Origin of the sequence: Cryobacterium sp. TMT2-4, from assembly GCF_004402575.1 — a bacterium.
Classification (GTDB): domain Bacteria; phylum Actinomycetota; class Actinomycetes; order Actinomycetales; family Microbacteriaceae; genus Cryobacterium; species Cryobacterium sandaracinum.
Genome location: NZ_SOGE01000015.1, coordinates 1 through 12,077, shown reverse-complemented (window position 1 = coordinate 12,077; position 12,077 = coordinate 1). Strand labels below are relative to the sequence as shown.

At 68.3% G+C, this 12,077-nt stretch carries 9 protein-coding genes; 3 read left to right on the top strand and 6 right to left on the bottom strand.

Going from position 1 to position 12,077, the window contains the following annotated elements:
- Nucleotides 1-32 precede the first annotated feature (32 nt).
- Nucleotides 33-518 (bottom strand): OsmC family protein, encoded by a 486-nt coding sequence (locus tag E3O54_RS04780; protein WP_104100294.1) that lies wholly within the window; start codon nucleotides 516-518, stop codon nucleotides 33-35.
- A gap of 136 nt (nucleotides 519-654) precedes the next feature.
- Between E3O54_RS04780 and gabT the strand changes: the two genes are divergently transcribed.
- On the top strand, nucleotides 655-2,037 hold the full coding sequence (gene gabT / locus E3O54_RS04775; RefSeq protein WP_104100276.1) for a 4-aminobutyrate--2-oxoglutarate transaminase: 1,383 nt from the start codon (nucleotides 655-657) through the stop codon (nucleotides 2,035-2,037).
- A 16-nt stretch (nucleotides 2,038-2,053) separates the two neighbouring features.
- Complete coding sequence (locus E3O54_RS04770; protein ID WP_233191307.1) at nucleotides 2,054-3,076, top strand: asparaginase; 1,023 nt, start codon at nucleotides 2,054-2,056, stop codon at nucleotides 3,074-3,076.
- Nucleotides 3,077-3,091: 15 nt separating this feature from the next.
- On the opposite strand, the gene E3O54_RS04765 is transcribed toward E3O54_RS04770, so the two are convergent.
- The 4 genes from E3O54_RS04765 to E3O54_RS04750 are packed head-to-tail and all read right to left on the bottom strand — an operon-like array spanning nucleotide 3,092 to nucleotide 7,224.
- Nucleotides 3,092-3,898, bottom strand: a complete 807-nt coding sequence (locus tag E3O54_RS04765) for an ABC transporter permease (RefSeq protein WP_174720187.1) — start codon at nucleotides 3,896-3,898, stop codon at nucleotides 3,092-3,094.
- Entirely contained in the window at nucleotides 3,895-4,809 is a 915-nt protein-coding gene (locus E3O54_RS04760) for an ABC transporter permease (protein ID WP_104100278.1), read from the bottom strand. Before E3O54_RS04760 ends, E3O54_RS04765 begins: the two co-directional genes overlap by 4 nt.
- A 1-nt stretch (nucleotide 4,810) precedes the next feature.
- Nucleotides 4,811-6,010, bottom strand: coding sequence for an ABC transporter ATP-binding protein (locus E3O54_RS04755; protein ID WP_134343311.1), 1,200 nt, complete (start codon nucleotides 6,008-6,010; stop codon nucleotides 4,811-4,813).
- Nucleotides 6,011-6,012: 2 nt separating this feature from the next.
- Complete coding sequence (locus tag E3O54_RS04750; RefSeq protein WP_104100280.1) at nucleotides 6,013-7,224, bottom strand: spermidine/putrescine ABC transporter substrate-binding protein; 1,212 nt, start codon at nucleotides 7,222-7,224, stop codon at nucleotides 6,013-6,015.
- 345 nt (nucleotides 7,225-7,569) lie between these two features.
- On the opposite strand from E3O54_RS04750, the gene ald reads away from it, so the two are divergent.
- Nucleotides 7,570-8,685, top strand: a complete 1,116-nt coding sequence (ald, locus tag E3O54_RS04745; RefSeq protein ID WP_104100281.1) for an alanine dehydrogenase — start codon at nucleotides 7,570-7,572, stop codon at nucleotides 8,683-8,685.
- 91 nt (nucleotides 8,686-8,776) lie between these two features.
- On the opposite strand, the gene E3O54_RS04740 is transcribed toward ald, so the two are convergent.
- Complete coding sequence (locus tag E3O54_RS04740) at nucleotides 8,777-11,782, bottom strand: FtsK/SpoIIIE domain-containing protein (protein WP_134401049.1); 3,006 nt, start codon at nucleotides 11,780-11,782, stop codon at nucleotides 8,777-8,779.
- Between the last annotated feature and the right edge of the window lie 295 nt (nucleotides 11,783-12,077).

Genomic DNA, 12,077 nt, shown 5'->3' with positions numbered 1-12,077 from the left:
ACCGACCGCACGTTGCGGTGACCGGGTCGGCGTCACACCTCAGTATCGGCGAGCGCCACCGTCTGCGGCTGGTGAATGACGGGGAAGTTCACGGATGCGCCGATGAAACAGAGGCCGGCGGCCTCCGCGTGCAGGGACTGCGCGAGTTCGACCTGGCCGGGGTCGGCAACCGTGACGCGCGGTCGCAGGGTCACCTCGGTGAAGTGGCCGCCACCATCCGTCGTCTGGGCCATCGACCCGGTCGCGTCGTCGGTATAGTCGACGACCTGCACGCCGTGCTTCACGGCGACGTGCAGGTAGCTCATCAGGTGGCATTCGCTGAGGGCGGCCAGCAGCAGTTCCTCCGGGTTCCAACGGTCGGCGTCCCCGTGGAAGGTCGGATCGGCCGATGCACTTATCGGCTCCTTGCCGGGGGCGGTGATCAGGTGATCCCGGCCGTAGTCCCGGTAGCTGCTCGTGCCGGTGCCTCGGTTGCCTGTCCAGGCGATGTTCACGGCGTAGTGGTGGTGTGCACCGATCACGGCGCCTCCTTCGATTTGCGCGGCTCTGCGGGCCGATTCGCGGCCGACAACGGGCCGTAACACGGCCAGGGAACCGATTGTCGCAGCAATTCGCCGCGCCTCCCGTCGCATCGATCGGTAAACTGGTCAGATCATGACTGACACGCTGACGCCTTCGACCTCCCCGTCCACCCCCGCCGCACTGGTTTACACCGTGCCGCAGGAACGCAAGATCGTGACCGCGATCCCGGGTCCGCGCTCGAAAGAACTCCAGCAGCGCAGGCTCGCCGTCGTCTCCGGCGGCGTCGCATCCGCTTTGCCCGTCTACATCGCCAAGGCGAACGGCGCCATCCTCGTCGACGTCGACGGCAACCAGTTCATCGACCTGGGCGCCGGCATCGGTGTGACCACGATCGGCCACACCGAGACCAGCGTGGTCGCGGCCGCCGTCGAACAGACCCAGGACTTCATCCACACCCTCTTCACCATCACGCCCTACGAGGAGTATGTGCGCGTCTGCGAGCTTCTCGCCGAGCACACCCCCGGCTCCTGGCCGAAGAAGTCGGTGCTGATCAACTCGGGCGCCGAGGCCGTCGAGAACGGTGTCAAGATCGCCCGCAAGCATACCGGCCGCCGCGCCGTCGCCGTGCTCGACCACGCTTACCACGGTCGCACGGTGCTGACCATGGCCATGAACTACAAGGCCATGCCCTACGCCACCGGCTACGGCCCCCTCGCCAGCGATGTCTACCACGCCCCCAGCTCCTACCCGTATCACGACGGTCTGAGCGGGGCGGATGCCGCGGCGCGCACGATCGCGTACCTCGAGAAGGTCGTCGGACCCACCGACCTGGCTTGCCTGGTCGTCGAGCCCATCCAGGGTGAGGGTGGCTTCATGGTTCCGGCCGAGGGCTACTTCAACGCCCTGCAGACCTGGTGCACCGCGAACGGCGTCGTCATGATCGCAGACGAGATCCAGAGCGGCATGGCCCGCACCGGCAAGTACTACGCCAGCGAGCACTTCGGCTGGACCCCCGACCTCGTGCTCACCGCCAAGGGCATCGCCGGCGGCATGCCGCTGGCCGCCGTCACCGGCCGCGCCGAGATCATGGATTCCTCGCAGCCCGGCGGCCTCGGCGGAACCTTCGGCGGTAACCCGGTCTCCTGCGCAGCGGCCATAGCGGTCTTCGAGTCGATTGAGCGAGGCGATCTGCTCGCCGAGGGTGTGCGTATCGAGAACACCCTGCGCGCCGGCCTCGGTTCTCTCAAGGAGAAGTACGACATCATCGGCGAGATCCGCGGTCGCGGCGCCATGATCGCCATCGAACTCGTGCAGCCGGGCACCGGTGACACGGAGAAGGCGCCGAACGCCGCCGCAGTGTCCTCCATCGCCGCCTACGCCGCCCAGCACGGCGTGTTGCTGCTCACCGCCGGAACCTACGGCAACGTGCTGCGCTTCCTCCCGAGCCTGGCCGTGAGTGATGCCCTCCTGAACGATGCCCTCTCGGTCATCGACGACGCCATCGCCGCGCTTTAGGCGCGAAGCACACACCGTGACAACGACATTCGAGGTGCCAATCCACGCCGGGCAGACGTTCTTCGTCCCCGATGCGGTCGAACTGGCCGTGGTCGAGCGCAGCGGCTTCATCGAATCGAGGCATGCCGGCAGCGCGGTCGTGCTCACCAGCGAGGGCGCGGTCCTACGCGCCCTCGGCGATGTGACCACCCCGATCTTTCCGCGGTCGTCGATGAAGCCCTTCCAGGCCATCGCCGTGATGGCCAGCGGGGTCACCCTGCGCGGGGAAGACGCCGCCATCGCGACCGCCAGCCACACCGGAACGCAGCGCCACGCCGACCTCGTGCGCGGGCTCCTCGCCCGCGCCGGCATCCCCGAGACGGCGCTCGCCTGCCCGGCGGCCTGGCCGGACGACTCCCCCACCCGCGACGCCCTGGTGCGACTGGGGGCCGCCAAGGCCCCGATCTACATGAACTGCTCGGGCAAGCACGCCGCGATGCTCGTGGCCTGCCAGCAGAACGGCTGGGCGCTGTCTGGATACTTGGAGCCGGCGCATCCGTTGCAGAAGCGCATTCTCGACGTGGTGGAGCGCTTCACCGGCGAGCGGCCGTCGGCGTCGGGCATCGACGGATGTGGCGCGCCGGTTCACGCGCTGTCCCTCACCGCTTTGGCACGCGGCATCGCCCGCATCGCCACGTCCAAGTCAAACTCGCCGTTCGCGATCTACCGCGAGGCCGGCTTCCTCGGCGAGGCAATACGGCAGAACGGCTGGGTCATCGCCGGACCCGGCATGCCCGACACGGTCGTGATCGACCGCCTCGGACTGTTCGTGAAGACCGGCGCGGAGGGCATCTGCGTCGCCTCCGCCGCCAACGGCACGACGGTCGCCCTCAAGATTCTCGACGGCAGCCTGCGGGCAACCACCATCGTGGCCCTGCGTCTGCTCGCGGACTCCGGTGCGATCGCACACAGCGACGTCGAGGCCATTCTGCCCGAGCTGCACCTGATGGTGCTGGGCGGCGGGCTCCCGGTCGGGGAGATCCGCGCCAGCTACGTGTAGGGCGTGGGCCGGGAGTCAGCCCAGTTTTGCCAGCCGTTTCTCCTTGGCCGCCCGGGATACCTGGGCGGTGACCACGATCACCAGGGCGAAAATGAACACCGCCGACGCGATCACGTTCGCCTCGGCCGGGATCCCCCGGGCGGCGGACACGTAGATGTACTTGGGGAACGTGGTGACGGCGCCGGAGTTGAAGTTGGTGATGATGAAGTCATCGAAGCTCAGCGCGAAGGAGAGCAGCGCGGCCGCCAGGATGCCGGGCAGCAGGAGCGGAAAGGTGATCCGCGCGAACACCTGGGTTGCCGAGCCGTAGAGGTCCCGGCCGGCCTCCTCGAGCGCGGGGTCGAGGCTCGCGACACGCGCCTTGACCGTCACCACCACGAAGCTGATGCAGAACATAGTGTGAGCCAGAATGATCGTGGACATGTCCTTCGGAACGCCGAGCGACAGGAACTGCGCGGCCAGGCCGGCGCCGAGCACGACTTCCGGCGTGGCCATCGGCAGGAACAGGAGCAGGCTCGTCTGCGACCGGAACCGGAACCGGTACCGCACGAGGGCGATCGCGATCATGGTGCCGAGCGTGGTCGCGGCCACCGTGGCCACCACGCCGATCAGGATGCTGTTGCCGAACGCCTCGCAGACGGCGCCGTTCTGCACTTGGCACACGTTCAGCCACTTGTCGAAGGTGAACCCGCGCCAGGTGATGTTGGACTTGAGCGAGTCGTTGAACGAGAACACGAACGTGTAGACGATCGGCACCATCAGGAAGATCAGCGCCAGCACCGTGTAAAGCGGCAGCAACCACTTGCCCAGGGAGATTTTCACAGCAGCTCCTCCGTGCCCGACCGTTTGACGTAGACGCTCACGATCACCAGGATCACCGACATCAGGATGATCGACAGCGCGGCCGCCGCCGGATAATTCTGCAGCACCAGGAAGTTGGCCTCGATCACGTTACCGATCATCTGGGTGTCCGGTCCGCCGAGGAAGTCCCGGCTCGCGTTGATGTAGTCGCCGGCCGCCGGGATGAAGGTCAGCAGGGTTCCGGCCACGATGCCGGGCATCGACAGCGGGATCGTGATCTTGCGGAACACGTCGAACGGATGCGCGTAGAGGTCGCTACCGGCCTCGAGGTAGCGCAGGTCGAGCCGTTCGAGCGTCGTGTAGAGCGGCAGGGTCATGAACGGGATGAAGTTGTAGGTGAGCCCGAAGATGACGGCGAAAGCAGTGCCCGTGAAATGGGCATCCGGTGCCAGCAACGACAGAGCCTTGAGCGAGGTGATCACGAACGACTCGTCGGACAGGAGCTGCTTCCAGGCCAGGGTACGCAGCAGGAAGCTGATGAAGAACGGGGCGATCACCAGCACCAGCATGAGGCTCTGCAGCAACGGCCAGGGCCGCGCCTTCACGCCGATGAAGTACGCCAGCGGGTAGCTGAACACCAGGGCGAGCAGCGTGGCGATCAGCGCGTAGCCGAAGGAGCGCATGATGTGCGGCCAGTAGGCCGTGATCACGTCGACGTAGTTCTCCCAGCGGAAGGCGTAGGAGTACTGGCCGACGTCGCCGAATTCCGAGGGGGCCTGGAACGACGTCAGCAGCAGCGAGACGAGGGGGGCCAGAAAGAACAGCACCAGGTAGAGGATGCCCGGCAACAGCAGGAGCAGCGCGATCGGGCTCTTCCGGCGCGGCGCCGGTTCGGGCGCGGTGGTGCTGGTGGAGAATGCCGCGAACGCCACCCTAGGCTCCCTCAAGCTCCGTGAGCAGGGAGGAGCGTTTCTGGGTCGCGATGCTCCGGGTGCTGTCGTCCGCCTCGAAACGGGGCTCCGCCGAGGCGTCGTCCTCGAGCCCGAAGCCGTGTTCGATGTTCCAGTCCAGCCAGACCTCGGACCCCTCATGGGCGACGGGGCCGAACGCCATGTTCTGCGCGAAGACGATGAGGGTGCCGACGCCGACGACCTCGACCAGGTACTGGGTGCTGACCCCGCTGAACGAGACGTCGATCACCCGGCCGGGACCCATCAGGTTGCGGGCGACGTCGGCGACGGGCTCGGTCACGTGCAGGGTCAGCTTCTCCGGGCGGACGCCGATCGTGACCTCGCCGGTGTGCCGGTGCGCGCGCGCCGCCGGAACCACGATTTTCTGGCCGGCCACGGCCACGGAGATGGCCTCGCTCGTGCTACCGACCACGGGGCCGGTGAACAGGTTCGACTGGCCGAGGAAGTTAGCGACGAACGCCGTGCGCGGCAGCTCGTAGAGTTCCTCGGGGGCGCCCATCTGCTCGATCCGGCCCTTGTTCATGACCGCGACGGTATCGGCCATGGTCATGGCCTCCTCCTGGTCGTGGGTGACGTGCAGAAACGTGAGGCCGACCTCCTCTTGGATGGTCTTGAGCTCGAGCTGCATCTGGCGCCGCAGCTTCAGGTCGAGCGCGCCGAGGGGCTCGTCGAGCAGCAACAGGGCCGGCCGGTTGACGATCGCGCGGGCGAGGGCCACGCGCTGCTGCTGTCCGCCGGAGAGCTGTTGCGGGCGGCGGGCGGCGAGGTGGTCCAGTTCCACCAGGCGGAGCGCCTCGTGAGCCTTGGCGACCGGGTCGTCCATCCGCCGGCGGCGCAGCCCGAAGGCGACGTTCTCCAACACTGTCATGTGCGGGAAGAGGGCATAACTCTGGAACACCGTGTTGACCGGACGCTGGAAGGATTTCTGGTTCGTCACATCCGTGCCCCCGATCAGGATGCGCCCGGCCGTCGGTTCCTCGAGGCCGGCCACCAAGCGCAGGGTCGTGGTCTTGCCGCAGCCGGACGGGCCGAGCAGCGCGAAGAACGACCCCGCGGGGATCTTCAGGTCGAGATGCTCGATAGCGGTGAAGCCCGGGAACCTCTTCTGGATACCCACCAGCTCCAGGTCGGCCCCCGCGCTGGCGAATTCTCCGTTGGCCATCCCTACGAGCCCAGCAGGATGCCCTGGAAGGCGGCGTCGTACTTTTGCTCCTCCGCGCCGGTCAGGGTGCGGAAGACGCGAGCCTTGGCCAGGGTCGTGTCGTCCGGGAAGATCAGCTGGTTGTTCGCGAGCTCGGGGTCGATCGCCATCGCGGCTTCCTTGGCGCCGGCGACGGGGGTGATGTAGTTCACGTAGGCGGCGACCTCGGCGGCGACGGCCGGGTCGTAGTAGTAGTCGATGAGTTTCTCGACATTCTTCTTGTGCGTGGAGCCGATCGGCACCAGAAAGTTGTCGTTCCAGAGGGTGCCGCCCTTGTCGGGGACCACAAACTCCCATTTGTCCCCGTTCTCGGCGTTGAGCTGCACGATGTCGCCGGACCAGACGATGGCGGCGAGGGTGTCCTCGTTGATGAGGTCTTCCTTGTACGCATTGCCCTTGATGTTGCGAACCTGGCCGTCGCCGACCTGTTTCTCCAGCACGTCGATCGCGGCGAAGAACTCGTCGTCGCCCCAGTCGCCCGCGATGTCGACACCCATGTCGAGCATGATCAGTCCCATGGTGTCGCGCATCTCGGACAGAACGCCGACCCGGCCCTTGAGGTCGGAGCTCCACAGGTCCTCGACCGAGGCGATGCCGTTCGGAAGTTTCTCCTTGTTCCAGCAGATGCCGGCGAACCCGCCCTGCCACGGCACGCTCATCTTGCGGCCGGGGTCGAAGCCCACGTCTTTCAGGGACGGGAGCAGGTTTTTCAAGTTGGGGATGTTGGCCTGGTCGAGTTCCTGGGTGTAGCCGAACCGGATCCAACGGCCGACCATCCAGTCGGTCAGGCAGACGGTGTCGGCGCCGATGTCCTGGCCGAGGGCGAGCTGGTCCTTGACCTTGCCGTAGTAGGTGTTGTTGTCGTCGACGGCCTCGGTGTACTCGACCTTGATGCCGGTTTCGGTCGTGAACGCATCCAGTGTGGGGTAGTCGCCGGCGTCATCGACGTCGATGTAGAGCGCCCAGTTGTCCCAGCGCACGAGCTTGCTGCTGTCGGACTCGTCGGGGGCGGCGGTGGGCTTCGTGGCCCCTCCGGTCGAGCATGCGGCGAGCGCCAGGGCTGCGGCCCCTCCACCGGCTCCGGCGAGCAGAGCGCGGCGCCCCATCGTGGTCGCCCGGGCCTGACGGACCAGCTGAGCGATCATGGGATCTGCGGGCAACGGCCTGGGCTTCATGGTCGGGTCTCCTTGCACTTCTCAGCGGATGAGCTCTCACAGCTTTCATTGCGAGTTGCTAGATACTTGCACAGGAGCGCCCCCTGCGCACCCAAGAGTGACCGAATCGTTAATTTCTGGTCAGATCACGCACGAAATCAGCACTCTATGGCGACACTCTCAATCGAAATGAGCTGTTCGGCGGCGGTAGGATTTCGCTCAGGCCAGAGTGGTCCACCGCCCGGAGGTCCACCGCTGAGGGTTTGAACCAATTTGACGGAGATTTTCACCATAAAGGCCGTTTTTGGCCCCAAAAACGGTTTTTGAATCAAAATCTCCGTCGAATTCGGTAGACAAGGGAGCGCCATGAAGGTCGCAGTTCCGGCAGAAATCAAGAACAACGAGTTCCGGGTGGCGATCACCCCGGCCGGCGTACACGACCTCGTGGCGCACGGGCACGAGGTGTTGATCGAAACGGGGGCCGGGCTCGGCTCCGGGCTCAGCGACGAGAGCTATGCGGCGGCGGGCGCGACGATCATGCCGGATGCCGCGTCAACCTGGGCTGCCGCCGACCTGCTGCTCAAGGTGAAGGAGCCCGTGGCCAGCGAGTACGGTTATTTTCGCCCCGATCTGCTGCTGTTCACCTACCTGCACCTGGCCGCGGAACCAGCCCTGACCCGTGCGCTGCTGGAGGGCGGTGTCACCTCGATCGCCTACGAGACCGTGCAGCTGCCGACGCGGGCGCTGCCGCTGCTCGCGCCGATGAGCGAGGTTGCGGGCCGCCTGGCACCCATCGTCGGCGCCAACGCGATGCTCAAGCCCAACGGCGGACCGGGCCTGCTCGTGCCCGGGGTGCCCGGAACGCATCCGGCTCGGGTCACCGTGCTCGGCGGCGGTGTGGCCGGCACGGCAGCCATGCAGGTCGCCCTCGGGCTCGGCGCCCAGGTGACCGTGCTCGACACCAACCTGTTCCGCCTGCGCGAAATCGACGCGCTGTACTACGGGCGGGTGCAGACCATCGCCTCGAACAGCTACGAGATCGACCGGGCGCTGGTGTTGTCCGACCTGGTGATCGGATCGGTCCTGATCCCCGGGGCCAGGGCCCCCAAGCTGGTCAGCAACGAGCTCGTGTCCCGGATGAAGCCGGGCAGCGTGCTCGTGGACATCGCTGTGGATCAGGGCGGCTGCTTCGCCGACTCCCACCCGACGACGCACGCCGATCCGACGTTCACTGTGCATCAGTCCCTGTTCTACTGCGTGGCGAACATGCCCGGGGCCGTGCCGAGCACGTCCACCTATGCGCTCACCAACGCCACGCTTCCCTATGTTCGGCTGATCGCGAACCGAGGCTGGAAGGACGCGCTCCGAACGGATGCCGCGCTCGCTTTCGGCCTGTCCACGGTCGGCGGCCTCATCACCAGCGGCCCGGTCGCGAGTGCGCACTCGCTGCCGCTCCGCGGTCTGGTGGACGCGCTGGCCTGATCCACGGCGGGACGGCGGCGGGGCCGGCACCGCTGAACTGTGCTGCGGGACTGTGCTGCGGGACTTCGCCCCGGGACTTCGCGGCCGGCGGCTACACGACCTGGGCCCGCAGCGTGGCCCGGTGCACGGCGCCGTCCGGGCGCAGTACCCACACCCGACCTCGGTTGGGTGCCAACGGCGGAGGCAGGTCCCGGCGTCGGCTGATGGCCCGGTAGTCGGCCAGGCTGCAGCCGTCGAAGACCAGGTCCGCGTGCGGGCGCAGGGCACCCAGCAGGGACCACTGCGCCTGCCACGCGTCCACGTCTCCGACGAAGGCGGTGCCTGATTGTGACTCGCTCAGCCGGAGCGATGCGCCTGCCTGCGCGGCCTCCGCCAGCTCGCCGTGGGACACCGCCGCGAGGTCGACGACCCGCGCGCCGGGGACCGTTCCCAGCACTGCGGCCGAGCGGGACGGCGAGTCCGACACGACGAGAAGGGTCTGCCCGGGCCGCCCCAGGAGCGCGGCGGCATCCGTGCGTGGCTCGATGTCCCGCTGCGCCGCGACATCCGGGATTGCACCGCTCTGCTCCGGCGCGAGGAGCTGGATGCGATGGTCCTGCCAGCTCCCGCCGCCGGGCGGAAGGCGGTCGTCGAACAGGGCAGCCACTCCTCCGGCCGCGACGTGCTCGGCGACATCGGGCAGGCGCAGCACCAGCCGTCTCTGACACAGGGCAGGCAGGGACTGCAGCGATCCGGTGAGCCTTTGCGCGGCGATGACGATCCGCAGGCCGCCCTCCGCGCCGTCGCGGAGCAGCCCGGCGAGCAGTTCGAGGGCCGCCGGACGGTGCTCCTGGTCCCAGCGGGCATGCACGCTATCGAAGTCGTCGAGAAGCAGCAGCCTGGCAGCCGGACTCCCGCCGGCGTCGAGGCATTGGCGCGCCTTGACGAGGCAGTCCCACACCGCCTCGACGTCCGCTCCGAGCAGCACGGCATCTCCAAAGGGCGCGAACCCCGCCGCGACCGACGCAAGCGCAGTTGACTTGCCCGAGCGGGGACCGCCGATCACGAGCAGGCTGCCCTCGGCGATCGGCTCGTAGCGGGCCACCCGGTAGCGCTGCAGTTCCGGCTCGTCGAGCAAGCCCAGCAGACCGCCGGGCGCGGCACGAGCGTCGGGAACGGCACGGTCGTGCCCGGCCGCCACCGCGGCGCCGCCGAACGCACTCTCGTCGGCCGCCGTTCCGCCCGCGACGAGGGCGAGGAGGTCCTCGCGGCTTACCGTCTGAGGCAGCAGGTCGAGCCAGGGGCGCCGAGGGTTCGGCGCATCGGCATCCGCGACTGCGAGGGAGCGGATCTCGCGCGGCGAGGTCGTCGCCACCTGGCAGAGCACGGGCCCCGAGGAGTCCGCGGCGATCAGGCAGCGGCCGGCTTGGTCCGCGCCGAGGGCCGCGGCCGCATCCGTGCCCAGCACCGCCACGCTGTCGGCGCGGTTGTTCACCCGCAGCGACACCCGCAGCGTGCAGTTGGCGAGCAGGGCGTCACGCACCACACCGGTGGGCCGCTGGGTGCAGAGGATCAGGTGCACGCCCAGCGACCGGCCCCGCGCGGCTATGTCGACGAACAGAGCGTGCAGGTCGGGGAATGCGGTGAGCATGGTCGCGAATTCGTCGACCACGATCACGAGCCGCGGAAGCGCCCCGCCGGCATCCTGCCTCCGCAGGTCCACGATGTCACGCGCGCCGGCACGCCCGAGTACGCGTTCGCGATACCGCAGCTCGGCGGCCAGGCTGGCCAGCGCCCGGGCGGCCTGGTGCACGTCCAGGTCGGTGATCAAACCCACGCAGTGGGGAAGGGCGCAGAGCGGGGCGAACGCGGCCCCACCCTTGAAATCGACCAGGAGGAACGTCACCTCGTCGGGGCCGGCCGCCGCCGCCATCGCCGCCACCCAGGTCACCAGCAGTTCGCTTTTGCCGCTGCCGGTCGTGCCGCCGACGACCGCGTGCGGCCCTGCCCCGACCAGGTCGAGCGACACCTCCCCCGCTTCTCCCACCCCGATGACGCAACGGAGGTTCGGCGATTGGGGCTGCCCATGCGGTGCCCGATACCCGGGCTGGAAGCCAGAGAGCTCACCAAGGGCAACGGATGCGGGGACTCGCCGCGCATTCTGGACCAATCCAGCCGCCGAGGCCCGGGCGCTTAGCACGCGGGCGACCACGATCGCCTGTTCGACGGTAATCAGCTCGGGCCGGAAGCCACTCCCCCAGGCGTGCACGCTGGAGCGCAGCACCTCAGCCCGGCCGGGACCCTGCACCCGCACGATGGTGTCGCAGCCCCACGGCAATTCGGCAAGAGTGCCGGCCAGGGCGACGACCAACCCCGACCCTTTGGGTGCCCCGCCCAGGGGTGCCCCGCCCGACGGCGCCTGGCAGATCACGAGGCGGCGGGCGCAGGACTGCCCGGTGTCATGCGGGAGGGCGACCGCCCATTCCCAACCGCGATCAGGCACGGTGAGTCCGACCTGGTCTGGAGCCAAGGAGCAGGCCAGCTGCACCAGCAGCCCGCGGGCCAGCGCCTGCCCGAGCGACAGCGGTCCGACGATGCCGATACCACCGCCGGCATCAGCGTCGATCGGTGCCTCGGTGAGCGTGGCCGCCCAGTCGCGCACGTCGCGATGCTCGTCGGAAGCGGCGCCACCGTCGAGGCGTAGCCCGCTGGGCACCGCACCGGAGCCCAGGCTCACGTCTGCTCCCGAACCGGTCCAACGGATGGCGGCGTGCGGGGCGGCGACGATGCTGTTGGCCGAGGGCGTGCGCCGCCAGTGCGCGCGAAGCAGCTCCTCATGGCGCAGGGCCACCTCGGCCCGCAGTGTCGCCAGTGCCTGCCCCTGGTCGAGAGCGTTGGTACGCCGGGTGCGGCGGCCCGTGCGCCGCGCGTCGAGCATGCCGGCCACGGCGATGACCGGGCCGAGCACCGCGAAGATCAGCACGAAAGCTGAGCCCGTGATCAGCCAGATTGCCCCGGCCGCGGCCAGCGGCGCCACGCTCGCGATGAGTGGGAAGCCAGGCGGCGGCAGGTCGGCCGGGCGGGTGGGGAGGGTCAGCGGGACATCGGCTCGGATCACCGCATCAGTCCATCACTCCGGGGCAGGCGCCACCGCGCGCGCCGGCATCGGTCCCGGGATGACGGCCGGCCGGGTTGGGGAGGGGCCGGCTGAGTGAGTCCGGATCGATCGGTTGCATCGCTCACAGCGTCGAACGAATTCGACGGAGAATCTCGTTTAAGACTGCTTTTGCAAAGTATTTCGGGCTGTTTTGGGCAAAATCTCGGCTCTCCTGCTGCTTCTGTGGGTTAAACCCGGCCGGGGAGCACTGGTTTGTGGCCGCCGAGGCTGAGCATGGCGAGGGCGATGAGGGCGT